This window comes from Pseudomonas sp. RW407 (assembly GCF_003176655.1).
In the GTDB taxonomy this organism is placed as follows: Bacteria; Pseudomonadota; Gammaproteobacteria; order Pseudomonadales; family Pseudomonadaceae; genus Pseudomonas; species Pseudomonas delhiensis.
On record NZ_QGSL01000107.1, the window covers coordinates 38,411 to 64,705 of the forward strand.

The 26,295-nt window shown below is 67.5% G+C and carries 20 protein-coding genes; 18 read left to right on the plus strand and 2 right to left on the minus strand.

The window, feature by feature from the left end; translation table 11 throughout:
• Nucleotides 1–91: 91 nt before the first annotated feature.
• From DK254_RS24140 to DK254_RS24155, 4 genes are read left to right on the plus strand one after another with little or no spacing between them, the layout of a single operon-like run.
• Nucleotides 92–2,053, plus strand: a complete 1,962-nt coding sequence (locus tag DK254_RS24140) for a TonB-dependent receptor domain-containing protein (RefSeq protein ID WP_109935878.1) — start codon at nucleotides 92–94, stop codon at nucleotides 2,051–2,053.
• The gene (gene cobN, locus DK254_RS24145) at nucleotides 2,053–5,904 is read left to right on the plus strand and encodes a cobaltochelatase subunit CobN (RefSeq protein WP_109935879.1); all 3,852 of its coding nucleotides are present in this window, start codon (nucleotides 2,053–2,055) and stop codon (nucleotides 5,902–5,904) included. The genes DK254_RS24140 and cobN overlap by 1 nt, the downstream gene beginning before the upstream one ends.
• A complete protein-coding gene (locus tag DK254_RS24150; protein ID WP_089394432.1) occupies nucleotides 5,901–6,377 on the plus strand; it encodes a MotA/TolQ/ExbB proton channel family protein in 477 nt (158 codons plus the stop codon). The genes cobN and DK254_RS24150 overlap by 4 nt, the downstream gene beginning before the upstream one ends.
• On the plus strand, nucleotides 6,377–6,694 hold the full coding sequence (locus tag DK254_RS24155; RefSeq protein WP_089394431.1) for a DUF2149 domain-containing protein: 318 nt from the start codon (nucleotides 6,377–6,379) through the stop codon (nucleotides 6,692–6,694). The genes DK254_RS24150 and DK254_RS24155 overlap by 1 nt, the downstream gene beginning before the upstream one ends.
• Nucleotides 6,695–7,090: 396 nt before the next feature.
• Here the strand turns inward: DK254_RS24155 and DK254_RS24160 are convergent, their stop codons facing one another.
• Nucleotides 7,091–8,251, minus strand: coding sequence for an HD-GYP domain-containing protein (locus DK254_RS24160; protein WP_109935880.1), 1,161 nt, complete (start codon nucleotides 8,249–8,251; stop codon nucleotides 7,091–7,093).
• On the opposite strand from DK254_RS24160, the gene DK254_RS34410 reads away from it, so the two are divergent.
• Nucleotides 8,141–8,437, plus strand: a complete 297-nt coding sequence (locus DK254_RS34410; protein WP_177412106.1) for a hypothetical protein — start codon at nucleotides 8,141–8,143, stop codon at nucleotides 8,435–8,437. The genes DK254_RS24160 and DK254_RS34410 overlap by 111 nt on opposite strands.
• A 70-nt stretch (nucleotides 8,438–8,507) precedes the next feature.
• On the opposite strand, the gene DK254_RS24165 is transcribed toward DK254_RS34410, so the two are convergent.
• On the minus strand, nucleotides 8,508–9,413 hold the full coding sequence (locus tag DK254_RS24165; protein ID WP_109935881.1) for a LysR family transcriptional regulator: 906 nt from the start codon (nucleotides 9,411–9,413) through the stop codon (nucleotides 8,508–8,510).
• Nucleotides 9,414–10,015: 602 nt separating this feature from the next.
• Between DK254_RS24165 and DK254_RS24170 the strand changes: the two genes are divergently transcribed.
• From DK254_RS24170 to hisD, 13 genes are all read left to right on the plus strand, one after another.
• Nucleotides 10,016–11,002, plus strand: coding sequence for an SMP-30/gluconolactonase/LRE family protein (locus DK254_RS24170; protein ID WP_256595952.1), 987 nt, complete (start codon nucleotides 10,016–10,018; stop codon nucleotides 11,000–11,002).
• 66 nt (nucleotides 11,003–11,068) lie between these two features.
• A complete protein-coding gene (locus DK254_RS24175) occupies nucleotides 11,069–12,745 on the plus strand; it encodes a DUF1302 domain-containing protein (RefSeq protein ID WP_109935882.1) in 1,677 nt (558 codons plus the stop codon).
• 18 nt (nucleotides 12,746–12,763) lie between these two features.
• The gene (locus DK254_RS24180; RefSeq protein WP_109935883.1) at nucleotides 12,764–14,134 is read left to right on the plus strand and encodes a DUF1329 domain-containing protein; all 1,371 of its coding nucleotides are present in this window, start codon (nucleotides 12,764–12,766) and stop codon (nucleotides 14,132–14,134) included.
• Between the two features lie 81 nt (nucleotides 14,135–14,215).
• Nucleotides 14,216–16,078 carry an NAD(P)/FAD-dependent oxidoreductase gene (locus tag DK254_RS24185; protein WP_109935884.1) on the plus strand — a complete coding sequence of 621 codons (1,863 nt, stop codon included), beginning with the start codon at nucleotides 14,216–14,218 and terminating at the stop codon, nucleotides 16,076–16,078.
• 26 nt (nucleotides 16,079–16,104) lie between these two features.
• Complete coding sequence (locus tag DK254_RS24190; protein WP_109935885.1) at nucleotides 16,105–17,037, plus strand: VOC family protein; 933 nt, start codon at nucleotides 16,105–16,107, stop codon at nucleotides 17,035–17,037.
• A 10-nt stretch (nucleotides 17,038–17,047) separates the two neighbouring features.
• Entirely contained in the window at nucleotides 17,048–17,431 is a 384-nt protein-coding gene (locus DK254_RS24195; RefSeq protein WP_109935886.1) for a Rieske 2Fe-2S domain-containing protein, read from the plus strand.
• 22 nt (nucleotides 17,432–17,453) lie between these two features.
• Nucleotides 17,454–18,617, plus strand: a complete 1,164-nt coding sequence (locus DK254_RS24200; RefSeq protein WP_109935887.1) for a S9 family peptidase — start codon at nucleotides 17,454–17,456, stop codon at nucleotides 18,615–18,617.
• 34 nt (nucleotides 18,618–18,651) lie between these two features.
• The gene (locus DK254_RS24205; RefSeq protein WP_109935888.1) at nucleotides 18,652–19,785 is read left to right on the plus strand and encodes an FAD-dependent oxidoreductase; all 1,134 of its coding nucleotides are present in this window, start codon (nucleotides 18,652–18,654) and stop codon (nucleotides 19,783–19,785) included.
• Between the two features lie 228 nt (nucleotides 19,786–20,013).
• The gene (locus tag DK254_RS24210; protein WP_218281453.1) at nucleotides 20,014–20,757 is read left to right on the plus strand and encodes an SDR family NAD(P)-dependent oxidoreductase; all 744 of its coding nucleotides are present in this window, start codon (nucleotides 20,014–20,016) and stop codon (nucleotides 20,755–20,757) included.
• 48 nt (nucleotides 20,758–20,805) lie between these two features.
• Complete coding sequence (locus DK254_RS24215; RefSeq protein ID WP_109935890.1) at nucleotides 20,806–21,924, plus strand: YCF48-related protein; 1,119 nt, start codon at nucleotides 20,806–20,808, stop codon at nucleotides 21,922–21,924.
• Between the two features lie 15 nt (nucleotides 21,925–21,939).
• On the plus strand, nucleotides 21,940–24,342 hold the full coding sequence (locus DK254_RS24220) for an RND family transporter (RefSeq protein WP_109935891.1): 2,403 nt from the start codon (nucleotides 21,940–21,942) through the stop codon (nucleotides 24,340–24,342).
• A gap of 64 nt (nucleotides 24,343–24,406) precedes the next feature.
• Nucleotides 24,407–24,955, plus strand: coding sequence for a carboxymuconolactone decarboxylase family protein (locus DK254_RS24225; RefSeq protein WP_109935892.1), 549 nt, complete (start codon nucleotides 24,407–24,409; stop codon nucleotides 24,953–24,955).
• Between the two features lie 56 nt (nucleotides 24,956–25,011).
• Complete coding sequence (hisD, locus tag DK254_RS24230) at nucleotides 25,012–26,295, plus strand: histidinol dehydrogenase (protein WP_109935893.1); 1,284 nt, start codon at nucleotides 25,012–25,014, stop codon at nucleotides 26,293–26,295.

The following is a 26,295-nucleotide window of genomic DNA, read 5'->3' on the forward strand; positions in this document are numbered from 1 at the left end:
GTGTCCGGCGACGCTCCCTGCGTACTTTGATGGATTTACTTTAGTGTTACGTTATAACATGTCAATTAATTCTTCCAATACCTTCCAGACCATGACCCCGACTCCCTACTCGTGCCATTCCCCTTCACCGCGGCTGTCCCGTTCCATGCCGCTCGTCTGCCTCTTCCCCTGGCTGGCCATGGCCGCGCCGGTCGACCTCGAACCCACGGTGGTCAGCGCCACCACGACCGAACGCAAGCTCAGGGACGCGCCGGCCAGCGTGTCCGTGGTCACCGCCGAAGCGCTGCAGCAACGGCCGGTGCGCGACCTGCAGGAAGCCCTGCGGGGCTCGGAAAGCCTGCAGTTCAACGGCATCGGCCTGGAGCGGCGGGGCATCAGCATCCGCGGCATGAGCAGCGAACACACGCTGGTGCTGGTGGACGGCAAGCGCATCGCGTCCTCGTCCGGCGCCATTGCCCACTCGGACTTCGACCTGGGCTGGGTGCCGGTGGAAAGCATCGAGCGCATCGAGGTCGTGCGCGGCCCGATGTCGTCGCTGTATGGCTCCGAGGCACTGGGCGGCGTGGTGAACGTCATCACCCGCCGGGGGACCGATGCCTGGCACGGCAGCGGCCTGCTCGACGGCGGCGTGCGCGAGGATGGCCTGGGCGGGCAGAACCACCAGCTCGGCGCCTATGTCGCGGGGCCGCTGGTGCCCGGCAAGCTGGGGCTCAGCCTGAACGGCGAGACGCGCCGCCAGCAGGAGACGCCGGATGCCGACAATCGGCGCCTGTCCGAGCTGGAAGGGCGCAACGCCGACAGCGGCGGCCTGAACCTGAGCTGGACGCCGGACGAGGCCCAGCGCATCGACCTCGGCCATCAGCGCGGCCGCGAGCGGCGCTGGCGCAACAGCGAGACCGGCGGGGCGCGTTCGAGCTATTACGAGTCCCGCGACCGGATCGAGCGCGAGCAGTGGTCGCTCGCCCACAGCGGCGAGTGGGACTGGGGCAGCAGCCAGCTGCGCACCTACCGCAACCGCCTGGAGCGGCACAACGCGCGCTCCGACGCCCAACCGGCCAGCGACCCGCAGCGCCTGACCGATACGGTGGTGGATGGCCATGTGAGCGTGCCGGCGTTCGACTGGCACCTGTTCAGCGTGGGCGGCGAATGGCGCAAGGAGCAGTTGGAGGACAGCACGGTGAACGCCGCTGGTGATGAAAGCGCGCGGCACAAGGCGCTGTTCCTGCAGGACGAGATCGCCTTCGCCCCCGACTGGTCGCTGACCCTCGGCAGCCGCTTCGACAAGCATGAGGCGTTTGGCTGGGAGAGCAGCCCGCGCCTGTACCTGCTGCACCACTACTCCGATGTGCTCAGCCTGCGCGCCGGCGTCGGCCGCGGCTACAAGGCGCCGAGCCTGAAGCAGCTGTCGCCGGAATACGCGGCGGTGGGTGGGGGAGGCCGCTTCACCATCTACGGCAACCCCGACCTGAAGCCGGAGACCAACACCTCCTACGAGCTGGGCGCGGACTACGAAGGGGAGGGCTGGTCGCTGAAGGGCACACTGTTCGAGAACGACGTGCGCGACCTGATCCAGACCGTCTGCGTGTCACGCTGCGGCGTGCGCGGCGCCGAGGTGCGCAACTACGAGAACGTCGAGAAGGCGCGCATCCGCGGCATCGAGCTGGGCGGCGGCATCGACCTGCCGGCCGACCTGCGCTGGGAACTCAACTACACCTACCTGGACGCGCGCAACCAGACCGTCGGCCAGCGTCTTGGCGACCGTTCCCGGCACCTCGCCAACAGCCTGCTGAAATGGACGCCGAACACGCGCTTCAGCGCACAGCTGCGCACGGAGTACGTCGGCAGCCAGGTGGCCTACAGCAGCAACGTCGGCTACGCCTTGCCGGCCTACAGCCTCTGGCACCTGGACCTGAACCAGAAGCTCAGCGACAACCTGACGCTGCGCGGCGGCATCGAGAACCTCGGCGACGAACGCCTGGCCGAGCAGAACGAAAACTTCACCTACGCCGAGGCGGGGCGCACCTTCCACATCGGCCTGGTGGCGAGCTTCTGATGCGCCGCCTGCTGATGTTCTGCTGTGCCTTGATGGGGTGCGCCGGCGCCTGGGCGGAGCCGGCGCAGGTACGCGTGCTCAGCAGCGACTTCGTGCTGCCGGGCAAGCACCAGCGCCTGGCGGGCTGGGCCCGCGACGCCGGCGTGCAGCTGCAAGGCCTGCGCCTGGGCGAGGGCGGCGAGCCGGATGCCCGCTGGCTGGACGGGGCCGACCTGCTGATCCTCGATACCCCGCGCCCCGGCGACCGGGCGCAGGTCGAGCAGGCGCTGGGCGACCTGTTGCAGCGCCGGCCGTTGCCCTGGATCCGCGTCGGTGGCGGCGCGCCGGGCTTCGGCAACCTGCCGGCGCCCCTGGCGGAGCGGCTGGTCGGCTACTATGCCAATGGCGGCGAGGCCAACCTGCGCCACCTGTTCGAACTGCTCCAGCGCCAGCACGCCGGGCTGCCGACCGATGCCGTGCCGGCGCCGCAGCGCCTGCCGCAAGCGGGCTTCTACCACCCCGATGCGCCGGCGCCGTTCGCCAACCTCGCCGACTACCTGGCCTGGGCCACGCCACGCTGGGCGAAGGCGGCGCCGCGGATCGCCTTCGTGATCCCGCGCAGCGCCATCGCCGACGCCCAGACCGCTGCCATCGACGAGCTGCTGCGCCGCAGCGAGCGGCATGGCCAGGCGCCCCTGGCGCTGTGGTTCGACGACGGCGACGCGCAAGCGCTGACACGGTCGTTCGCCGGGGCCGGCATCCAGGCGCTGGTCAACCTGCAGCACCTGCAGAACGGCCCGGCCCGGCGCGCCGAGTTCCTCGCCCTGGACGTCCCGGTGCTGCAGACCCTCGGCTACCGCGACGGCAGCGAGGCCGACTGGCTCGCCGCCGCCAGCGGGATTCCGGCGCGCACTGCGGCGGCCTTCCTCGGCGTGCCGGAAACCTGGGGCATGAGCGACCCACTGGTGATCAGCGCCCTGGAACACGGCGAGCCGAAGCTGATGGCGGGGCAGGCCGAGGCCCTGCTCGGCAAGCTCGACCGCCTGGTGCGGCTGCGCCGCCTGCCGACGGCGCAGAAGCACCTGGCGCTGATGTTCTGGAACCACCCCGAGGGCGAGAAGAACATCGCCGCCTCGCATCTCAACGTACCGGCCAGCCTGGCCAGGCTGAGCGAGTCGCTGCACGGGGCCGGCTACCTGGTGCCGGCAACCTCGGAGGCCGCGCTGATCGACACGGCGCAGCGCCTGCTCGGCGGCTACTACCGCCCGGACACCCTCGATGCGCTGTACCGCGACGGCCTTGCCGCCAGCCTGCCGCTGGACGCCTACCTGCGCTGGTACGATGCCTTGCCGGCCCCGTTGCGCGAACAGTTGCGCCAGCGCTGGGGCGAGCCCGGCAAGCACTGGGCCTTGCGCGAGATCGACGGCCAGCGTCGCTTCCTGTTCCCGGCGGCACGCCTGGGCAACCTCCTGCTGCTGCCGCAGCCACCGCGCGCCGGCCGCCCGGGCGAGGCCTACCACGACAGCGCGGTACCGCCGGACCACCTCTACCTGGCGGTCTACCAGTTCGTGCGCGAGGGCTTCGCCGCCGACGCGCTGATCCACTTCGGCACCCATGGCACCCAGGAATGGCTGCCCGGCAAGGACCGCGGGCTGGCCGCGGGTGACTACCCCATGCGCGTGCTCGGCGATCTGCCGGTGTTCTATCCGTACATCCAGGACAACGTCGGCGAGGCGATCCAGGCGCGCCGGCGCGGGCGTGCGGTCATCGTCAGCCACCAGACACCGTCCTTCGCCCCGGCGGGCCTGTACGACGAACTGCGCGACCTGCACCACCTGATCCACGAATACCAGCAGCTGGACGAGGGCGCCGTGCGTGAGCGCAGCGCCGAGCAGATCCGCGCCGCGGTGCTGGCCTCGCACCTGCAGGACGACCTGGGCTGGAGCGAGGAGGCGATGCGCCAGGACTTCCCCGCGTTCCTCGCGCAGCTCCACGACCACCTGCACGGGCTTGCCGGAGCGGCCATGCCGCTGGGCCTGCACACCTTCGGCGTCGCCGCGGCGCCGGAGCTGCGCCTGAGCACCGTGATGCAGCAACTGGGCGAGCCCTACTACCGGGCACTCGGCCTCGACCCCAACGAGCTGTTCGCCCGCGACTTCAAGGCCCTGCAGGAAAACCGCGCCTACCGCACCCTGCAACGCTACCTGCGCGAGGATGGCGATATTGGCGCGGTCGCCGACCCGCGCCTGCGCGAGCAGTTGCTGCGGGCACGGGCGCTGGACCGCCAGCTCGGCGAGACCGGCGAACTCGAGGCGCTGCTCGCCGGCCTGGCCGGGCGCTTCGTGGCGCCGGGCCCCGGTGGCGATCCGATCCGCAACCCCGGGGTGCCCAGCGGACGCAACCTCTATGCCTTCGAAGCGGACAAGGTACCGACCCGGGCCGCCTACGAGGCCGGCGACGAGGCGTTCCGCCAACTGCTGGAGAACTACCGGGCGGAGCACCAGGGCCAGGCGCCGGACAAGCTCGCCTTCAGCCTCTGGTCCTCGGAAACCATGCGCCATCTGGGTATCGTCGAAAGCGAGGTCCTGCACGCCCTCGGCCTGCGCCCGCGCTGGGATGCGGGCGGCCGCCTGCTGGCGCTGGACATCGTGCCGGCGACGGAGCTGGGCCGGCCGCGGGTGGACGTGGTGCTGCAGGTGACCAGCGTCTACCGCGACCAGTTCGACGGCTTCATGCGCCTGCTCGCGCAGGCCATCGAGCGCCTGGCCAGCCTGGACGAGCCGGGCAACCCGCTGGTCGCCAACAGCCGCGCGCTGGAACGGCGCCTGCGCGAGCAGGGCGTGGCGCCAGACATGGCGCAGCGGCTGTCGCGCCTTCGCCTGTTCGGCAACGCGCCGGGCGACTATGGCACCGGCCTACCGCAACTGGCCCTGGACTCCACCCGCTGGGACGACGATTCGGCCCTCGCCGAGCAGTTCCTCGGCCGCCTGCAGTACGCCTACGGCAGCCGCGACTGGGGCGTGAAGCTGGACGGCGGCAACCTGTTCGCCGAACAGCTGAAGGGCGTGCAGGCGGCGATCCTGTCGCGCTCCTCGACGCTCAACGGCGTGCTCGCCAGCGACCATCCGTTCGAGTTCCTCGGCGGCCTGTCGCTGGCCGTCCGCCACCTGGACGGCGCCAGCCCGGCGCTGTACATCGCCGACCTGCGCCAGCGCGAGCCGCGAACCACGGGCGCGGCGCAATTCCTCGCCAACGAGCTGCGCGGGCGCTACCTCAACCCGCAATGGATCAGCGCCATGCAGCGCGAAGGCTACGCCGGCAGCCTGGAAATGCTCGACCTGGCCAACAACCTGTGGGGCTGGCAGGCGGCGGACCGCAGCATGGTCCGTGCCGACCAGTGGCAGGCGCTGCACGACACCTTCGTCATGGACCGCCGCCAGCTCGGCCTCGCCGAATGGTTCCAGCAGCACAACCCGAGGGCCCAGGCGCAGATCATCGAGCGCCTGGCCGAGGCCATTCGCAAGGGCTACTGGGATGCCAGCGAACAGACCCGCCGCGAACTGGCGGAGCGCTGGCAACAACTGGCCGCCGCCGGCGCGGGGCAGGGGAGCGAAGCGACGACCCGGGCCTTCATCGAGCAGATGGCCGCCGGCTTCGGCGAGTCCGCTGCCACGGCGCCGGCCGATGGCGCCACGGCCGCCGGTGCCGCCGAGGCGGTCAGCGGCCGCGTGCTCGAAGAGGTCGCGCCGCCCCAGGGGGGCGAGCCGGACGCGAGCATCCGCCTGGCCTTGGCGCTGCTACTCGTCCTGTTTATCGCCGGCGCCGGCCGGCAAGTCGTTATCAACCGCCGTTTGATGGAAAACCGCCCATGAATGCCCTGGAAACCAGCCTTTACGAACTGACGCGCCTGTTCCTGCTGCCGGTGCTGCTGCTGATCCTGGCCGCCCTGGCCTACGCCTTCATCGCCCTCGGCGGCTTCGCCGTGGAAGCCTGGCAGCGCCGCAGCGGGCGCTACCAGTCGCGCCTGGCGGCCTGGCAGAGAGCCCACGGCGGCAACAGCGACGACCTCGAACTGTGGATCATGCAGCGCCTGGAATGGCTGCGCGTGACCTCGCGCAGCACGCCGATGCTCGGCCTGGTGGCGACCATGATCCCCATGGGGCCGGCCCTGCTGGCGCTGACCCGCAACGATGCGCAGGGTATCGGCGAGAACCTGGTGGTGGCGTTTTCCGCGGTGATCCTCGCCCTGGTCAGCGCCAGCATCACCTTCTTCGTCCTCACCGTGCGCCGCCGCTGGCTGCTCCAGGAACTGCGGGCCGTCGAGCGCGCGCAGGAGGGCAACTGATGCGCTTTCTCGAACACGACGAGGCGGACGACCCCATCCTCTCGATGGTCAACCTGATCGACCTGTTCCTGGTGGTGATCGGCATCCTGCTGATCGTGATCGTGCAGAACCCGCTCAACCCGTTCAGCCAGGACAAGGTGGTGGTGGTCGAGAACCCCGGGGAGGCGGACATGCGCCTGCTGGTCAAGGAGGGCAAGGAGCTGAAGCGCTACGAGGCCAGCGGCGAGATCGGCGAAGGCCAGGGCACCCGCGCCGGCGTGACCTACCGCCTGGCCGACGGGCGGATGATCTACGTGCCGGAAGATGCTGCACGGTGACCCCTCCCCGCCGCCCGCTACCTGCAGGTGCCCTCTGAAGGTTCTTGCTGTCAATGCGGGTATTTAACTTCGCTCTGCCCAGATGGCCAACTGCGTCTGCCTTGAAATGGACCGGGCTTTCCTGGATCTGCCAGTCCATGCCGGCTTCGCGCTGCCGGACCTCCAGCGACTGTCTCGGGGAACGGCGACAGCCCGACAAGTCGGAGCGCGCTCCGAAGCTCCCGCTATTTCGCCGGCTTCGCGATTGAAGCCGTGGCGGATGTAGATCTTCCTGGGGTTTCTCGGTGACGAACTCGGCCGAGCTGATGCATGTCGGATCGGCGCGTGCCACCACTGGCGGTACCGACCCTGACCTGGTGCAGCCTGATGCAGAGCCGTCATGTCATCTGAACTCGGCTAGAGATTCTCGGGAACGAGAAGACCCTTCTTGCGGTAATGCTCGATGTCGATGCCGAAGGCGCCGCTGGGGTGGACCAGATAGAGGTAGTAGGGTTTTCCCTGGTCGTCCTTCGGGTTCGTCGCCAGGTCGATGACCCGTTCCCGGCAGGGGCGTTTGTCGGCGTCCAGCACTCTCAGCAGCTTGGGCTTGAGCTTGTTGCCGGGTGGGCAGCCGATGATGATGCCGACTTCGCCGTTGCTCAGTTCGGCTATTTCCCCCGGCGGGTAGATGCCGATGAGTTTGACGAAGTGCGCGACCATCTCCTCGTCGAAGTGCGTGCCGGCTGCATCGAATACTATCCGCAGCGCTTCCAGGCTGGAGCGCCCCTTGCTGTAGACCCGGTCGCTGGTGATGGCATCGTAGGCGTCGACTATCGCCACCAGCTTCGCCACTTGCGGGATCTTGTCGTGCCGCAGGCCCCGGGGGTAGCCGCTGCCGTCCAGGCGCTCATGGTGGCAGTAGGCGGCATCGACGGCCGCCGGTGGCACGTCGCTGGTGCTCATGAGCAACTTGCGGCCGCTGTCGGCATGGGTCTGCATGATCAGGTATTCGTCCGCGGACAGCCGGCCGTTCTTGGTGAGTATCGGCAGCGGAACCTTGATTTTGCCGAGGTCGTGGAGCATGCCGCACATGCCGATGTCGACCAGTTCCCGGGGCAGCATGTCGAGCCTGCGGCCCAGGGAAATCGCATAGATGGCCGTTCTCAGCGAGTGCTCGGCGGTGTAGTCGTCCTTGTTCTTGATCTGGGTGAGCCAGAGCATTGCCGCGGGGTTGCGCAGGATGCTCTCGACGCACCCCTCGATGGTTCGCTTGACCCCGGGGATGTCCAGGGCCTGGCCCAGGCGCACCGCGTCCAGCAGGCCCCGGGAAACCTCCAGCGCTTCGCACCAGGTCTGCTGTGCCTGCTCGATCTCTTGCCTGAAGTCCACCTTGCCGATGAGCGGCACGAGCGCCATGTCGGGGTCCCCGGAGGGACCCTCGGGCAGGGACCGGGCCTCGACCCAAGCATGGTTCGCTATCTGCCTGATCCGCTCCAGCTCCTTCATGGTCCTGATCTGGAAACCACGGAACAGAAACGGGGTGTTTTCCCAGGACTCGTCGAGCTCCAGCACATACATTCCGACGGTCAATTCACAAACATCGATCCTTACTCTGTCTTTGGCACGCAATCGTTGTTTCTCTGTGCAGTTTTCTTTACGGATAATGTCAATATGACATTACTTTTGCCGGGTTCATTGATCTGCATCAGTGGAATGGATTTCTTGTTTTCTGTTTTTGCGGGACGCTTCAAGGATTTTTTCTGATTCTTGCGGCAGGACAGGGGCCGGTGTTCGATAAAGCTGCATGTCGGTTCGCTTCCGGAAACGTCGACATCTAGATGGATGCAGCAACCTCTACGATCAGGCTGCGCAGCCAGGTCAGCCCAGGATCGTGCTGCTGGTACTTGTTCCACTGCATGGCGATGGTCAGGCGTGGGGCGGTCCAGGGCAATGGCAGGATCTTGAGGGGCAGGTAGGTGACCCAGCGCTCCGCCAGCAGGCGGTGCATCGTGGCCAGCCGTTCGGTGCCTATCAGGTAGGACGGCACGCTGTTGAAGGTGTTCGTGATCACGTCGAAGCGGCGCTCGATGTCGAACTTGTGCAGGAACCACTCGTCCACGGTGGGAACCCGCTTTTCGCCCCAGCGCACCAGCACGTGCTTCATTTGCTTGTACTGCTCGAAGCTCAGGGTCGACTCCGTCAGCGGGTTGTCGCGGCACATCACGCAGACGAATTCATCCTGGAACAGGGCCTGCGACGGGTGTTCGGTGGTGATCTGCAGGTCCGGCAGGAGCAGCAGGTCGATCTCGCCACGCTCGATCTGTTCGGTGGGCGCGTTGTGGGGCGGGAACATCTCTATCGAGCACAGGGGCGCGGACTGGTTGATCCGCCGGCTCACCTCCGGCATCAGCACGGTACCGACGTAGTCGGAGACGATGAGGCTGAATTTCCGGCTGGATTCCGCAGGTTTGAACAATGCGCGGTTTTCCAGGGTGGCACGCATCTGAATCAGCAACTCGCGGATCGGCAGCGTCAGGCCGTCACCCACCGGCGTGCGCACCATCCGGCGCCCGATCTGCACCAGCAGGTCGTCCTGGAAGTAGTCGCGCAGGCGGGCGAGGGCGGCGCTGGTGGCCGGCTGGCTGAGGTGCAGGCGCTCGCCCGCACGGGTGATGTTCTGCTCGGTGAGCAGGACGTCGAGGACGACCAGCAGGTTGAGGTCCAGACCGTAGAAACGCATCGGATTCGGCTCTTGTCGGCACGTCGGACGCCTGCCGATGGCGGGCGCCGAGATGATTGTTGTTGTTTTACCCGTCCGGGGGCGGGGGCTTTTTATAATCCACCGCAGTTATGGTTTGTATGTCAATTAAAAATTTCCCGAATGGTTCAGGGTTGCGTAATTTCGTCACTGCCCCGTCGCAGAACCGACAGGGGAAGACGCCAGGCCGATCGCCGCGGCGTGCAGAACAAGAACGAAAACCGGAGATGACCATGCGCTGCCACGCCTCAGGTACGTCCGGGCAGGACCTTGCCCCTTGCGCTTCGCTGCCGGCCAGTTCTGGCCCGGCATTCACCGACTCCTTCCCGAATCCGTCCGGGCCTCCCGAATGCGCGCGACCGCGCCGGGACGCCGCCTGGGCATGACCCCCGCGTACCCGTCGATCTGACGCCCCGTCCGGGCGCAGCGCGGGCACAGGTTCCATTACCCGACTCACCTGGTGCCAGCCGAAAGGCCCGGCGAGGTCCGGCTGCGCCGTCGATGGCGGCTGCACGGCCGGCGCCAGCAGTCCAGCACATAGGTATCGCATGATGGGTGGACACAATCCTCTCAAGGGATGGCAAGTGGATCGGCAAGCCATCCAGTTCATCGGGCATGACTTGCAACGTCCGGAGTGCATAGTCGCGCAGCCCGACGGCACGCTCTGGGCCGCCGATGCCCGCGGAGGCGTGATGCACATCGGCGCCGACGGCAGCCAGGTGCTGCTGGCGCCGCAGCAGGCGGCGGTTGCCGAGGTGTCCTTCGAGCAGCGCTACGTGCAGTCCCAGGGCGCCTCGCTGCCCAATGGCCTGGCGCTGACCGCCGAGGGCGAGTTCATCATCTGCAACTGGGGCCTGGATCGCATCGAGCGCCTGGACCGCCAGGGCCGCCTGCAGGTACTGCACGACCACCTGGATGGCCGCCCGCTGGGCAAGACCAACTTCCCTCTGCTCGATTCCAGGGGGCGCATCTGGTTCACCGTGACCACGACCATGCAGCCATGGACCGACTCGATCAATTCCGGTGTGCTCGATGGCTACATCGGGGTGATCGACGAGAAGGGCATCCGCATCGTCGCCGAGGGTTTCGGCGGCACCAACGAGATCCGTTTCGACGACAACGAAGAATGGCTCTACGTGGTCGAGAGCAACGTGCGGCGCATCTCGCGCTTGCGCCTGCGTCCCGACGGTTCCCTGGGCGAGCGGGAAATCTACGGGCCCAGCGAACTGGAGGGCTTCCCCGACGGCTTCGCCTTCGACAGCTACGGCAACCTCTGGGTGACGCTGGTGATGAGCGACAAGCTGATTGCCATCACGCCCGATGGCGAGGTGCTGACGCTGCTCGACGATGGCGACCCGCAGGCCACCGCGCGGCTCAACCGGCACTACGCCGACAAGACCCTGACCCCCGAGATCATGGCCGCGGCCCGCGGCACCCTCGCGCCCTGGATGGCCAGCCTGACCTTTGGCGGTCCCGACCTGAAGACGGTTTACCTGGGCAGCCTGCAAGGCACCCGCATCCCCTGGTTCCGCGCCCCGGTGGCCGGCCAGGCGCTGATTCACTGGCGCTAGCGCCTGCTGCCGTGGCGCCGAACGCCAACACCAGCATTGTCCCAAAACAAGAACAAGGATAAGACGATGAAACCCACGCTACATGCGAAGCCTCAGGCCCCGGGGCTCCCGGGCCTGCGCCTCCAGACCCTGGCCCTTGCGGTGCTCGCCACTCTCGGCAGCGCTCCCAGCGAAGCCTTCATGATCGATACCGACAACCCGGACCTGAAGATCCTCTGGGACACCACCGCGAAATACTCGGCGGCCTTCCGCGTCGAGGGCCAGGATTCGCGGCTGACTCGCGAGCCCCAGGCGAACTGGCCCAACACCGATGACGGCGACCGCAACTTCGACAAGGGGCTGATCTCCAATCGCCTGGATGTGCTCAGCGAATTCGACCTGACCTACCAGCAGCGCTATGGCTTCCGCGTGAGCGGCGCCGGCTGGTACGACACCGAGTACCACGGTCATAACGACAACGACTCGCCGGCCACCGCCAACGCCATCTCGGTGGACCATGACGAGTTCACCTCCGGCACGCGCAAGTTGCACGGCGGCAACGCGGAGGTGCTCGACGCCTTCGTGTTCGGCCGTTTCGACCTGGGCTCCATGCCGTTGACCGGCCGTCTCGGACGACATACCACCTTGTGGGGCGAAAGCCTGTTCTTCGGCGGCAACGGCATCGCCAACGCCCAGGCGCCGATCGATGTGGTGAAGGCGCAGTCGGTACCCAACACGCAGTTCAAGGAACTGATGCGCCCGGTCAACCAGGTGTCCGGCCAGTTGCAGCTCACCCCGGACGTTGCCATTGGCGCCTACTACCAGCTGGAGTGGGAGAAAAGCCTGCTGCCGGGCGCCGGCAGCTATTTCTCCGGTGTCGACTTCCTCAGCAACGGTGCGGAACGGATGCTGCTGGCCAGCGACGGCAGCAGCTACTTCCGCCGCATCAGCGATATCAAGGCTAAGGACTCGGGGCAGGGCGGCGTGCAACTGCGCTTCCGTGTCGGCGAGGTGGACTATGGCCTGTACGCAGTGCGCTACAACGAGAAGACCCCGCAGATCTACATCCTGCCGGGCGTCGGCGCCGGCGCTACCGACTCGGGCTACCGCGCCGGCAGCTATCGCTGGGTCTACCCGGAAGACGTCCGTTCCTTCGGCGCCAGCGCCTCGCGCACCTTCGGCGAGGTGAACGTCGCCGGGGAGATCTCCATCCGCCGCAACACTCCGCTCAGCAGCGATGCCCAGGTGGATTCTACCGGTACCGCCGATGGCGACGGCAACGTCCTCTACGCGGTGGGCAACTCGGTGCACGCACAGGTCAACTGGATGGCCAGCCTGGGGCCCAACTTCATCTCCAACGAGGCCGACCTGCTGGGCGAGATCGCCTGGAACCGCCTGAGCAGCGTGACCAAGAACCGCAGCGCGCTGAACCCCAATGCCGACCGCGACGCCACCAACATCCGCATGGTCTACGAGCCGAAATACCGCCAGGTCTACCCGGGCCTCGACCTTTCGGTGCCGATGGGGGTGGGCTACGGCCTGGACGGCAACTCGTCGGTGGTGGGCTCGTTCCTCGGCGAGCATGTCGGCGACCTCAACGTGGGGCTGAACGCCACCTACCTGGACGTCTGGCGCTTCGGTGTTTCCTACACCCACTACTTCGGCCCCGTGGACAACGCCATCGATGCCGATGGCCACGGTTCCTACAAGCAAAACCTGGCGGACCGCGATTTCGTCGCGGTGACCCTGCGTCGCACCTTCTGATCCTGCTGGAGAACTGACATGAACGCCCACTCCCTGCTGCTGCGCACGGCCATCCTAGGCGCACTGCTGACCTTCGGTTCCCTGGCGCTGGCTGCCGTCTCGCCCCAGGAGGCCGAGCGCCTGAACAAGGACCTGACTCCCCTGGGAGGAGAGAAGGCCGGCAATGCCGACGGCAGCATCCCGGCCTGGACCGGCGGCTACACCCAGCCGATTCCCGGTTTCGTCAACGGCGGCCGCCGCCCCGATCCCTTCTCCAGCGAGAAACCGCTGCTGAGCATCAATGCGGGCAACATGAGCCAGTACGCCGACAAGCTCTCCGAAGGCGTCAAGGCGATGATGCAGAAGTACCCGGACAGCTTCCGCATCGACGTCTACCCGAGCCACCGCACCGCCGCGGCCCCTCAGTGGGTGTATGACAACACCCTGAAGAACGCCAGCAGCGCCAGGCTCGACAACGGCAAGCTGGAAGGTGCCTATGGCGGCATTCCCTTCCCGATCCCGCAAAGTGCCGAGGAGATCATGTGGAACCACTTGCTGCGCTGGCGTGGTTCGTCCTGGCACGTCGACGTGCGCGGCGTGCAGACCACCGCCAACGGCAACCACGTGCCCAGCGTGCTGGCCTCGGGGTCGTTCGAGATGCCGTACTACCTCAAGGAAGGCTCGCCGGAACAGCTGAAGAGCCGCTACGGCAACAACTACTGGATGATCCGCATGCTCAACTACGGACCGCCGATCCGCGCCGGCGAGGCCATCACCGGGCACGAGAACCTTGACCCGGACAGCACCCAGTCGTGGGTCTACCTGACCGGCCAGCGCCGCGTGCGCAAGCTGCCCAACGCCTGCTGCGACACACCGACGCCGGCCAGCGCGGGCATCTCCATGTTCGACCAGACCGACGTCTTCACCGGCCGCCTGGACCGCTTCAACTGGAAGATCGTCGGCAAGAAGGAGATGTACATCCCCTACAACACCAACCGCCTGTTGCAGCGCACTTCCAAGGAAGTGCTGCTGGACCACCACATCAACCCGCAGGACATGCGCTTCGAACTGCACCGCGTCTGGGTGGTCGAGGCCACGGTCGCCCCCGGCAAGCGCCACCTGGCGCCCAAGCGGCGCTACTACGTCGACGAGGACACCTGGATCGCCGTGCTGGCCGACCACTGGGACGCCAATGGCCAGCTCTGGCAGATGGGCTTCGCCGATCCGATAGTGATGCCCGACATTCCCGCCACCGCATCGCCGCAGAGCTTCGGGTTCTACGACCTGATCTCCGGCAGCTGGTACTTCGACGGCATGCTCAACGACTCCAAGGAGCAGTACAAGATCGTGCCGACCTATCCGGAAACCACCTTCACCCCGGAAGCGATGGCCGGCGAAGGGGTTCGTTGAGTACCTGAAGTCCCGCCCCCGCGAGGGGGCCGGGAACGGTCGCCAGCGGCCGTTCCCTCCCGATTCAGCAAGGAGTTGAAGATGAGCAATACCCCCTACGACATCGTCGCCATGGGCGCCGGGCACAACGGCCTGGTGGCTGCGGCCTACCTGGCCAAGGCGGGCAAGAAGGTCCTGGTGCTGGAGCGCAAGGGCTATCCCGGCGGCGGCGTCACCACGCGCCAGCTCAATACCCCCGGCTATTGGCACGACGAGCATTCCAGCGTGCACATCATGATCCAGGGCAACCCGATGCTGCGCCAGGATGAACTGGGCCTGCTCAGCCAGCACGGGCTGAAGTACCACTACTCGCCGGTGCCGCACGCCACCATCTTCCCGGACCAGTCGGCGCTGTTCACCTACAGGGACGTCGACAAGACCTGCGAATGCTTCGCCAAGGTCTCGCCGAAGGATGCCGAGACCTATCGCAACTTCGTCAAGCTCAGCCAGAACATCCTGCAGATGTTCATGCCCGGCCTGTACGCGCCGCCGCCCCCGTTGGGCGAACTGGTGGCGATGCTCGACCGCAGCGATGAAGGCCGCTTGATGCTGGACTACATGAATCGCGACTGTCTGGACCTGGTCAACCAGCTCTACGAGAGCGACAAGATCAAGATCCACCTGCTGCGCCTGGTCAGCGAGAACCTGCAGGCGCCCAACGAACTGGGCACCGGCATGGGCGTGCTGCTGATGCCCGGGATCATCCATACCTACGGCGTTTCGCAACCCATCGGCGGCAGCGGCAAGCTGACCGAGTCGCTGGTGCGCTGCATCGAGTCCCACGGCGGCGAGGTGCGCTGCAACGCCGAGGTGGCGCAGATCCTCACCAGCGGCGGGCGCGCCAGCGGCGTGCGCCTGAGCAGCGGCGAGACCATCCAGGCCCGTGACGCGGTGATCGGCGCCATCCACCCCCACGTCGTGCGCAAGTTCGTCGAGGGTGTGCCCGAGCCGGTGCTGGCGCGGGCGGAACGCGCGACCCTGGCGCCGTTCTCGATCATGGTCAGCCACTACGACCTGAAGGAGAACTGCAAGTACCACGCGGGCGAGGAGGTGGGGTACGCCACCATGCTGGAGTTCATGGCCACTGACTCCCTGGACGAGATGCTGGCCGATTTCGACGAGCTCAAGCGCGGCTACATCAGCCAGCGCCGCCTGTGCGCCGGCGGTGACGAAAGCATCGGCGACAAGACCCGCGTCCCCGCCGGGGCCGGCATGTTCCATGGCATCACCTTCGCGCCCTACAAGGTCAACGACCCGCGCTGGAAGGACCGCCATTGGGACGACTTCAAGGAAGAGATCGGCGACCTGTCGCTGGAGCACTACCGCAAGTTCGTGAGCAACCTGACCGGCGACAACATCATCGCCCGCAGCATCGTCAGCCCGGTCGACCTGGAGCGCTCCAGCCCCAACAGCATGATGCGCGGCGACCTGCATGGCGTGGCGCCTTACTTCTATCAGAGCGCCGGCCACCGTCCGACGCCGGACCTCGGCCAGTTCACCGTGCCCGGCGTGGAGCGGCTGTACCTCGCCGGTCCGTTCCAGCATCCCGGCGGCGGTGTCTACGGCGCCGGCCGGGCCACCGCGATCAAGATGTTCGAGCAACTGGGCATGGACTTCGGTGCGGTCTCCTCCGGCGTGCGCGAGGACCTGCCGCCACCGGTCGGCCAGGCCGCAGCCGCCCGCGAGGGCATGGTGCTGCGCGGGCCGGCGGACGAGGAACTGATGCACGTCGAGTCGATCCGCCGGGTCGGCGACGAGCTGGTGATCAAGGGCAAGAGCTTCGGCACCTTGCCCATGGAGGCACGGCTGGACGGCGCCGCCACGCGGGCCGGCCTGAAGATGCTGAGCCTCAAGGACATGGCGTTTCTCGCCAGCCTGCCGTTCCGCAAAGCCAAGCAGTCCTGAGCGATCCGGGACAGGAGCAAAGCACCATGAATATCGTCGGTCTTGAATACCTGGTCTTCGGCGTCGAAGACCTCCAGGGCGCCCACCAGTACCTGGTTGACTACGGCCTGCGCGTGCAGGACTACGACCCGGCGGGCGGCGGCGTCTACGTTGCCCTCGACGGCACCGGCCTCATCGTGCGGCGCAGCGATGCGCCCGGCCTGCCGGCGCTGCCGCCGGGGGCGGTTTCGCCTTCACTGCGCGAGACCGTCTATGGCGTGGCCGACGAGGCCACGCTGGCGGCGATCCGCGACGAGCTCGGGCGTGACCGGGAGCTGCGCATCGACGCCGATGGCAGCCTGCACTGCCTGGACGACGGCGGCTTCGGCGTGGCTTTCATGGTCACCCGCCGGCAACCGATCCAGGCGCGCTACCTGGGCTTCAACGTACCGGGCCAGGCGCCGGGGCGGGCCCCCAACGACTGCGCCGCGGACCCCGATGCCCATATCGAACCGCGCTCGCTGTCGCACGTGGTGTATTTCGTCTCCGACGTGGACAAGGCCGAGGCCTTCTACCGGCGCCTGGGCTTCGTGGTCACCGACCGCTTCAACCACCTCGGCCCGTTCATGCGCCCGGCCGGCACCCTGGATCACCACACGCTGTTCATGATCCAGAGCCAGAACGAGCACATGGTCGGCTGCAACCACTTCACCTTCCACCTGGGCTCGGCCGGCGAGGTCCTGCAGCAGGGCTGGCGCTTCGTCAAGAAGGGCTATCGCAGCTTCTGGGGGCCGGGACGGCACATCATGGGCAGCAACTACTTCTGGTACTTCAACAGCCCCTTTGGCGCCGTGATGGAAATGGACGCCGACATGGACCAGCACGACGAACTGTGGGCGGCACGGGCGATGGACCCCGGCTCGGACAACTCGCAGATCTTCCTCTTCGACGCCATCGACAAATGGGCGCCGGGTGAGTGAGGAAGCGGCCATGCCGGATGAACAACTGCTCTGCCTGCTCCGGGACATTCCCGACGGCGGCGCCCGGGGCCTGTTGCGCGAGGGGCGGGACGACCGGGTATTCGCGGTGCGCCAGGGCGAGGAGGTGTTCGTCTGGCTCAACGACTGCCCGCACAACCATCGCCCGCTGGACTACCGGCAGGACATGTTTCTCTCCGGCGATGGCCAGCACATCGTCTGCTTCGCCCATTCCGCGCACTTCGACATCCGCGCCGGACACTGCTTCGCCGGACCCTGCGTCGGCCAGCGCCTGACGCCGGTGCCGGCGCGCGTGGCGGCCGACGGCGGCGTGTGGATTCCCCGGCAACTCCCGGCCGCGTCGGCGCCGCAGCGGCGCGTGGCCAGGCAATCCTGATTTCAAGCTAAAGGTCGAACCCATGTTTCAGTACTTTCCCACCAACTATGTCTGGAGCCTCTCGACGATGATCGCCCTGACCCACGGCGGCAACATCGGGGAGGTGGATGCGATGTGCGCTCCCCTGCTGGAAGTCGCTAGGGCAGGGGACGACCCCGGCACCGAGGCTTTTTTCCAGGCCTGGAAGGGCGGCGGCGACAAGCTGGTCGAACTGGCCGACGCGGACCTGGCGCGTGGGCGCAAGCGTTCCGCGGGTGACAAGCTGGGGCGCGCCGCCCTGTACTACACCATCGCCGAGCGCATGCAGGCGCACGGCTACGAGCACCGCCTGGCGCTGTACAAGCGTTCGCTGGAACTCTTCGAGCAGAGCCGCAAGTTGCGCCACGAGAACTGCCAGCGGGTCGAGATTCCCTATGGCGAGGGCTGCATCAGCGGCCTCTACGTTCGCGCCGAGGGCCTTGTCCCCGGAGCCCGGGCGCCCATCGTGGTGATCATGAACGGCCTCGACAGCACCAAGGAGATGCTGCAGAAGAGCGTCATGGGCAGCCAATTCGCCGAGCGCGGCCTGTCGGCACTGTTCATCGACCAGCCGGGGACCGGCGAGGCCTTGCGCCTGCATGGCATGCCGGCGGTGCATGACACCGAGGTGTGGGCGAGCCGGGTGGTCGACTGGCTGGAGTCACACCCCGAGGTGGACCCTCGTCGCATCGGCGCGCTCGGGGTTTCCCTGGGCGGCTACTACTGCCCGCGCGCCGTGGCCTTCGAGCCGCGCTTCGCCTGCGGCGCGGTCTGGGGCGCCAACCACGACTGGCGGGCCGTGCAACAGGCGCGCCTGAAGCGCGAGGGCGAAAACCCCGTGCCGCACTACTGGAAGCACGTGCAATGGGTGTTCGGCGCCCGCGACCTCGGCGACTTCTTCGCCAAGGCCGAGCACATGCACCTGGACGGGGTGCTCGAGCGCATCCGCGTGCCCTTCCTCGTCACCCACGGCGAGAACGACCGCCAGATCCCCCTGCGCTATGCCCATCTCACCTTCGAGCAACTGGTCAACAGCCCGGACAAGGAGCTGATCGTCTTCACCGACCGCGAAGGCGGCGTCGAACACAGCTCGCTGGACAACCCCGGCAATGCCGGAGCCCTGATCGCCGACTGGCTGGCGGAACGACTGGGCGGAACCACCGAATGAGCCTACAGGCACAGATGCATCCAGGAGAAAGACCATGGCATTGATTCAGCGTGCGCTCGTTGTCGGTGGGGGGATCGGCGGCATGTGCGCCGCCATCGAACTGAGCAAGCAGGGCATCGCCGTCGAGCTGGTGGAGATCAACCCGAACTGGGCGCCTGACGGTGCCGGCATCACCATCAGCGGGCCGACGCTGCGTGCCCTGCGGCAGATCGGCGTGGTCGACGAGGTGTTGCACGAAGGTGGCTCCTGGCGGGCCATCGACATCTGTGACGCCAACGGCAACGTCACCCGCACGGTGCCGATAGCCGCCATTCCAGGCGCCGAGGGCCTGCCGGGGGCGGCCGGCATTCTGCGGCCGGTGCTGGCCCGCATCCTGGCCCGGGCGACCGAGCGGGCAGGGGTGCGCGTACGCCTGGGACAGAGCTTCCGGGACATGCGCCAGGACGAGGCAGGGGTGGACGTGCTGTTCAGCGACGGCACTGGCGAACGCTACGACCTGGTGATAGGCGCCGACGGGGTCAACTCGGCAGTGCGCAAGCTCGTATTGCCTGATTTCCCCGGCCCACGCTTCACCGGGCAGGGTTCGTGGCGTGCCGTGGTGCCGCGGCAGAGGGAGAACTCCACGGTCTACATGGGGCGTACCACCAAGGCCGGGGTGAACCCCATCAGCGACAGCGAATGCTACCTGTTCGTCCTCGACAAGCGCGAAGGCATGGACTTCATTCCGCCGGAGGAGTGGCCGGGCAAGCTGGCCGAGTTATTGGGGGAGTTCGGCGGCCAGGTCGCCGAGATCCGCGAGGGCATCCTCGATGGCTCGCTGCGCAACCACCGCCTGCTGTACCGGCCGCTGGCCGGGCACATGATAGGGGCGCCCTGGCACAAGGGGCGCATCGTATTGCTGGGCGACACCGTGCATGCCACCACGCCGCACCTGGCGTCCGGCGCGGGCATCGCCATCGAGGGCGCCATCGTCCTGGCCGAGGAGCTGAGCCGGCGGCACTCGCTGGAAGGCGCGCTGACGGCCTACGCCGGGCGCCACTTCGACCGCGCCAGCCTGGTAGTGCGCGCCTCCGGGCGGCTGGGGCAGATCGAGCAGGAAGGCGGCTCGCTGGAAGAGCACACCCGGGTGATGATCACGGCCCAGGAGGCCCTGCGCGCACCGATCTGAGAGGCCCCGTCAGCTCCGAATGCCCGTGCCCGCCCATCCCTTGCCAGGGAGGTGGTAGGCACGGGCATTCGCTTTTTTGCGGGGAGCGTTGACTCATTTGCTCCATGGATACCTTGGATTCCGACAAACGATTTCCCGAATGAATAGGCGGGCGATAAGGTCGTTGCCATAGAGCCGGGCGGCCAAGCGGGCGCCCCGATAACAAGAACAACAACCAGGAGACTCATCGTGCAGAGTACTCACCAAGGCCGCGTCGCGGTCATCACCGGCGCCGCTGGCGCCCTGGGCCACCACTTCGCCTGCCGCCTGGCCCGCCAGGGATGCCACCTGGCCCTGGCCGACCTGAGCCTCCCCGAGGAAACCATCGCCGCGGTGCGCGAACTGGGCGCCGAGGTCCATGCCGAGGCCTTCGACCTGGCCGACGCCGAGGCCCTGCGACGCTTCGCGGGCAAGGTGCTGGAGCGCTTCGGGCGCTGCGACATCCTGGTCAACAATGCCGCCTACATGCCGCTGGTTCCTTTCGCCGAACTGACCCTGGAATGCTTCCGGCGCTTCGAGGCGGTGAACGTCGAGGCCTCGCTGCTGCTGGCCCAGTGCTTCGCCCCGGACATGGCCAGCCGTGGATACGGCCGTATCGTGCAGATCGCCTCCAGCACCGTGGGCAATCCGATGCCCAACTTCGCCGCCTACATCACCACCAAGATGGCCGGTATCGGCCTGGTCCGCGCCCTGGCCGCCGAGCTCGGCCCGCAGGGCATCACCGTCAATGCGATTTCCCCAGGTCTTACGCGCACCGCGGCGTCGGAGAAGAACCTGCCGCCGGCGCTGTTCGCCGCGGTGTGCGAACAACAGTTGATCAAGCGCAACGGCGTACCGGAAGACTTGTGCGGGCTGCTCGCCTTCATCACCTCGGAGGAGGCGGATTTCATCACCGGCCAGGTGCTCAACGCCGACGGCGGCACGGTGTTCTGATCACGCCGCACCGCCGCCACCGCCATAACAATTACAAGAGTCAGCGTCATGCAGATTGCCTTGCCCAGCGGCTCGCGCCGCCGCGTTGCCACGCGTCCATGGTGTTCATCGATCCTTGCCGTTTCCCTGGTTCTGGTCAGCGGTGCGTTCGGTGCCGGTGCGCCGGCTGCCCTGCCGCTGGCCGATGCCGATAGCCGCCCTGCGCTGCACGCGGAGTCTTTCGAACAGGCGGCCATCCTCGCCCTGCAGGACACCGGCAGGCGCCTGGTGGCGGTGGGCGAGCGCGGCCTGATCCTGCTGTCCGAGGATGGCGGCAGGCATTGGCGCCAGGCACGCGTGCCGGTCAGCGTGACCCTCACCGCAGTGCGCTTCCCCACGCCCGAGCAGGGCTGGGCCGTGGGGCATTTCGGCACCGTGCTGCACAGCGACGACGGCGGCCTGAGCTGGAGTGTCCAGCTGCGCGGCGGCCAGGCAGCCCAGCTCGTGCTGGACGAGGCCCAGGCGCGCGATGGGGCCGATAGCCAGTCCAGTGCCGTGGGCAACGCCCAGCGCCTGGTCGAGGACGGTCCGGACAAGCCCTTCCTCGACCTGCACTTCGCCGACGAGAAGCACGGCTTCATCATCGGCGCCTACAACCTGATCCTGCGGACCGAGGATGGCGGCCGCAGCTGGCAGTCGCTTTCCACCTGCCTCGACAACCCGGGCTCACGGCATCTGTATGCGATCGCCGGGGCGGGGGCCTACCTCTATATCGTCGGCGAGGAGGGCAGGGTGTTCCGCTCCGCCGATCATGGCGCCAGCTTCACCCGCCTGAACACGCCCTACCAGGGCAGCTACTTCACCGTCAGCGCCCACGGCGACAGCCTGGTGGTCGCCGGCCTGCGCGGCAATGCCTTCCGTTCCGACGACCACGGCCAGAGCTGGAGCCGGCTGGCGCTGCCCCAGCCGGTGTCGGTGGTGGCCAGCCAGCTGCAGCGCGACGGTAGTGTGCTGCTCCTCGACCAGGCCGGCCAGCTATGGCAGGGCGGCTCGTCCGGCACGCGCCTGGAGCCGCTGGCGCGCACGGCGCTGCCGGCACCCACGGCAATGCTCCGCAACGCCGCCGGCGAGCTGCTGGTCAGCAGCCTGCAAGGTATCGCCCAGCCGGCCATGCCGGCGCAGCACTGAAGAGCCGAGGTCGTCATGCAACAGCCCGCATCCAGCAGCTTCCCCATCGTCGCCAGCCTGGCCGATTTCGATCGGCAGTCCGGCAGCCTGGTCGAGCGCCTCCTGTTCAACCATCGCCTCGCGGTCATCGCGCTGTGCCTGCTGGCAACCCTGCTGCTGGGGTGGAAAGCCCTGGGGCTGCAGCTCAATGCCAGCTTCGAGAAGACCATCCCGGCCAACCATCCGTACATCGCCAACTACCTGCGCCACCAGGACGACCTGCGCGGGCTGGGCAACGCCATACGCATCGGTGTGGTCAGCCGTTCCGGAAGCATCTATGGCGCGGCTTACCTGGAGGCTCTGCGCAAGCTCAACGACGAGGTGTTCCTGATTCCTGGCGTGGACCGTGCCGGCATGAAGTCGCTGTGGACGCCGAACACCCGCTGGACCGGCGTGACCGAGGAGGGCATGGAGGGTGGCCCGGTGATCCCCGACGGCTACGATGGCTCGCCGGCCAGTCTGCGCCAGCTGCGTGCCAACGTCGACCGCTCCGGCGAAATCGGCCAGCTGGTGGCCGCGGACGGCAGCGCCAGCGTGATCTACGTGCCTCTGCTCAGCCGCCTGCCCGACGGCAGCAAGCTGGACTATGCGCAGTTGTCCGCACGCCTGGAGGACCTGCGCACGCATTACCAGCAGGGCGATATCGAGCTGCACATCACCGGCTTCGCCAAGATCGTCGGGGACCTCATCGACGGCCTGCGCGAGGTGCTGACCTTCTTCGCCATCGCCGTGGTCATCGTGACCGCCATGGTGTTCTGGTACACCCGCTGCGTGCGCAGTACCGCCCTGGTCGTCGCCAGCTCGCTGATCGCGGTGATCTGGCAACTGGGGCTGATCAGGACCCTGGGCTACGACCTGGACCCGTACTCGATGCTGGTGCCTTTCCTGGTCTTCGCCATCGGCATGAGCCACGGCGCGCAGAAGATGAACGGCATCATGCAGGACATCGGCCGCGGTACCCACAAGTACGTCGCCGCACGCTTCACCTTCCGCCGCCTGTTCCTCGCCGGGCTCACCGCCTTGCTGGCCGACGCGGTGGGCTTCGCCGTGCTCCTGGTGATCGACATCCGGGTGATCCAGGAACTGGCCGTCGCCGCCAGCCTGGGTGTGGCCGTGCTGATCTTCACCAACCTGATCCTGTTGCCGATCCTGCTCTCGTTCAGCGGCGTCAGCGCTGGTGCCGCCGCGCGCAGCCTGCGCGCCGAGCAGGCCGGCGCGCGCCATCCGCTGTGGCGCCTGCTCGACCGCTTCACCCGCCGCCGGGGCGCCGTGCTGGCGCTGGCCGTTGCCGTTCTGCTGGCCGGAGTGGGGGCGCTGGGCAGCCACCAGCTGAAGATCGGCGACCTCGACCCGGGGGCCCCGGAACTGCGTGACGATTCGCGCTACAACCGCGACGTGGTCTTCATGAACCAGCGTTTCGGCGCCAGCAGCGACCTCTTCGCCGTGATGGTGGAAACCGACGGCAACGGCAGCTGCGCCGGCTACGAGGTGCTCAAGCGGGTCGACGCGCTGGAGTGGCAGTTGCGCCAGCTGCCGGGCGTGGAGTCGACCAACTCGCTGGCGCGGCTGAACCGCCAGGTGCTCGTCGGCCTCAACGAAGGCAACCCGAAATGGTTCGAGCTGATCAAGAACCAGTCGATGCTCAACTTCATCACCGCCGGGGCGCCGCGCGGCCTGTACAACGACGCCTGCGACCTGCTGACCCTCTACGTGTACCTGAAGGATCACAAGGCCGACACCTTGTCGCGCGTGGTCGGCGCGGTGGAGGCTTTCGCCGCCGCCAACGACGGGGACGGCATTCACTTCAGGCTGGCCGGGGGCAGCGCCGGCATAGACGCGGCAACCAATATCGTGGTCAAGCAGGCCTGGCGGCAGATGCTGTTCCTGGTCTACGGCGCGGTGATCCTGCTGTGCTTCGTCACCTTCCGTTCCTGGCGCGCCGTGCTGGTGGCGGTCCTGCCGCTGATGCTCACCTCCCTGCTGGCCGAGGCGTTGATGGTGGCCCTGGGCATGGGCGTGAAGGTCGCCACCTTGCCGGTGATCGCCCTGGGCGTGGGGATCGGCGTGGACTACGCGCTCTACATCCTCTCGGTGACCCTGGCGCGCATGCGTGCCGGCGACAGCCTCTCGGACGCCTACTACGCGGCGCTGACCTTCACCGGCAAGGTGGTCCTGCTGACCGGCCTGACCCTGGCGGTGGGCGTCGCCACCTGGGCCTTCTCGGCCATCAAGTTCCAGGCCGACATGGGCGTGCTGCTGGCCTTCATGTTCCTCTGGAACATGCTCGGCGCCATGGTCCTGCTGCCGGCGCTGGCCTGTTTTCTCCTGCCCAGGCCCCGGCCCGCACAGGCCGAGGCCCTGCAGCCGAGCACCGCCTGATCCAACTGAACGGCGGCCGCGCCGGCCGCCCATACCCCCTCCGACTGATCGCTGGAGATCGACTATGCCGGGCATTCCCTACAAGCCCTCGGACGCTGCCGGCCCGCCGGACGTATTGGCCCCCATCCTCGAACGCCGTGGCGGCACGCTGCTCAACATCGACCGCATGCTGCTGCACAGCGTGCCCTTCACCCAAGGCTGGGGCTCGCTGCTGGGCAAGGTGCGCAACGAGCTGGGGCTGCCGGAGAAGCTGCGCGAGCTGGCGCTGTGCGCGGTGTGCGGGCTGTGCGGCGCCGAATACGAGATGCACCACCACGGCCCGCTGTTCCTCAAGGCCGGCGGCACGCCCGCGCAGTTCAACGCCCTGCGCGACCTGAAGAGCGCCATCGGCCACGAGGCGCTGTTCAACCCGCTGGAGCGGGCCGTGCTGCGCCTGGCGCTGGACATGACCCGCCAGGGCCGCGCGCCGGCGGGGCTGCTGGCGCAGCTGCGCGGCGAACTGGGCGATACCCGCCTGGTGGAGCTGGTCGGCGTGGTCGCCACCTACAACATGGTCGCCCGCTTCGTCGTCACCCTCGGCGTCGAGGTGGAAAGCGTGGCGGCCTGGACCTGATGAGCAAGCAAGCCCTCGCCCCTGGCGAGGGGCAACCGAAAACGGAGAAACCAGCAATGATCCAGTATCTGAAGAAAGGCAAACCGGCCGAGGTCAAGGCCGAGCTCAACACCCAGGTGCGTGGCACCGTCGAGCAGATCATCCGCGACATCGAGGCGCGCGGCGAGGCGGCGGTGCGCGAGTACTCCGAGAAGTTCGACAAGTGGAACCCGCCGTCGCTGCGTCTGAGCCAGGAAGAGATCCAGGCCTGCATCGACTCGTTGAGCCCGCAGGCGCTGGAGGACATCCGGTTCGCCCAGGCGCAGATCCGCCGCTTCGCCCAGGTGCAGCTGATGTCGCTGCGCGACGTCGAAGTGGAGACGTTGCCCGGCGTGGTGCTCGGCCACCGCAATATCCCGGTCAACTCGGTGGGCTGCTACATCCCCGGCGGCAAGTACCCGCTGCTGGCCTCGGCGCATATGAGCGTGCTGACCGCCAAGGTCGCCGGGGTCAAGCGCGTGATCGCCTGCGCGCCGCCGTTCGACGGCAAGCCCTCGGCCGAGATCATCGCCGCCATGGCCCTGGCTGGCGCCGACGAAATCTACGTGATGGGCGGCGTGCAGGGCGTTGCCGCCATGGCCCTGGGCACCGAGAGCATCGCGCCGGTGGACATGATCGTCGGCCCGGGCAACGCCTACGTCGCCGAGGCCAAGCGTCAACTCTACGGGCGCGTGGGGATCGACCTGTTCGCTGGGCCCACCGAGACCATGGTGATCTGCGACGACAGCGTGGATGCCGAACTGGTCGCCGTCGACCTGCTCGGCCAGGCCGAGCACGGACCGACTTCCCCGGCCTTCTGCCTGACCACCAGCCGCAAGATCGCCGAGGAGCTGCCGGCGGCCATCGAGAAGGTGCTCGAACGCCTGGACACCGCGGCGGTGGCCAGCGTCGCCTGGCGCGACTACGGAGAGATCATCCTCTGCGACAGCGACGAGGAAATGCTCCAGGAGTCCGAGCGCATCTGCTCCGAGCACGTGCAGGTGATGACCCGCGACCCCGACTGGTTCCTCCAGCGCATGACCCGCTACGGCGCGCTGTTCCTCGGCCACCGTACCAACGTGTCGTACGGCGACAAGGTCATCGGCACCAACCACACCCTGCCGACCATGGGCGCGGGCCGCTACACTGGTGGCCTGTGGGTGGGCAAGTTCATCAAGACGCACACCTACCAGCGCGTGCTGACCGACGAGGCCTCGGTGCTGATCGGCGAATACTGCTCGCGCCTGTGCGCCCTCGAACACTTCGCCGGGCACAAGGAGCAGGCGGACATCCGCGTGCGCCGCCTGAAGAAGACGGCCTGA

Excerpts from the sequence above, each read along its gene's own strand:
- DK254_RS24220 (WP_109935891.1), top strand. The coding sequence starts at position 21,940 with ATGCAACAGCCCGCATCCAGCAGCTTCCCCATCGTCGCCAGCCTGGCC.
- hisD (WP_109935893.1), top strand. The coding sequence starts at position 25,012 with ATGATCCAGTATCTGAAGAAAGGCAAACCGGCCGAGGTCAAGGCCGAG.
- DK254_RS24195 (WP_109935886.1), top strand. The coding sequence starts at position 17,048 with ATGCCGGATGAACAACTGCTCTGCCTGCTCCGGGACATTCCCGACGGC.
- DK254_RS34410 (WP_177412106.1), top strand. The coding sequence starts at position 8,141 with ATGGTTCGCTATCTGCCTGATCCGCTCCAGCTCCTTCATGGTCCTGAT.
- DK254_RS24155 (WP_089394431.1), top strand. The coding sequence starts at position 6,377 with ATGCGCTTTCTCGAACACGACGAGGCGGACGACCCCATCCTCTCGATG.
- DK254_RS24180 (WP_109935883.1), top strand. The coding sequence starts at position 12,764 with ATGAACGCCCACTCCCTGCTGCTGCGCACGGCCATCCTAGGCGCACTG.
- DK254_RS24200 (WP_109935887.1), top strand. The coding sequence starts at position 17,454 with ATGTTTCAGTACTTTCCCACCAACTATGTCTGGAGCCTCTCGACGATG.
- DK254_RS24205 (WP_109935888.1), top strand. The coding sequence starts at position 18,652 with ATGGCATTGATTCAGCGTGCGCTCGTTGTCGGTGGGGGGATCGGCGGC.
- DK254_RS24150 (WP_089394432.1), top strand. The coding sequence starts at position 5,901 with ATGAATGCCCTGGAAACCAGCCTTTACGAACTGACGCGCCTGTTCCTG.
- cobN (WP_109935879.1), top strand. The coding sequence starts at position 2,053 with ATGCGCCGCCTGCTGATGTTCTGCTGTGCCTTGATGGGGTGCGCCGGC.
- DK254_RS24165 (WP_109935881.1), bottom strand. The coding sequence starts at position 9,413 with ATGCGTTTCTACGGTCTGGACCTCAACCTGCTGGTCGTCCTCGACGTC.
- DK254_RS24225 (WP_109935892.1), top strand. The coding sequence starts at position 24,407 with ATGCCGGGCATTCCCTACAAGCCCTCGGACGCTGCCGGCCCGCCGGAC.
- DK254_RS24175 (WP_109935882.1), top strand. The coding sequence starts at position 11,069 with ATGAAACCCACGCTACATGCGAAGCCTCAGGCCCCGGGGCTCCCGGGC.
- DK254_RS24185 (WP_109935884.1), top strand. The coding sequence starts at position 14,216 with ATGAGCAATACCCCCTACGACATCGTCGCCATGGGCGCCGGGCACAAC.
- DK254_RS24160 (WP_109935880.1), bottom strand. The coding sequence starts at position 8,251 with ATGTATGTGCTGGAGCTCGACGAGTCCTGGGAAAACACCCCGTTTCTG.
- DK254_RS24215 (WP_109935890.1), top strand. The coding sequence starts at position 20,806 with ATGCAGATTGCCTTGCCCAGCGGCTCGCGCCGCCGCGTTGCCACGCGT.
- DK254_RS24190 (WP_109935885.1), top strand. The coding sequence starts at position 16,105 with ATGAATATCGTCGGTCTTGAATACCTGGTCTTCGGCGTCGAAGACCTC.
- DK254_RS24140 (WP_109935878.1), top strand. The coding sequence starts at position 92 with ATGACCCCGACTCCCTACTCGTGCCATTCCCCTTCACCGCGGCTGTCC.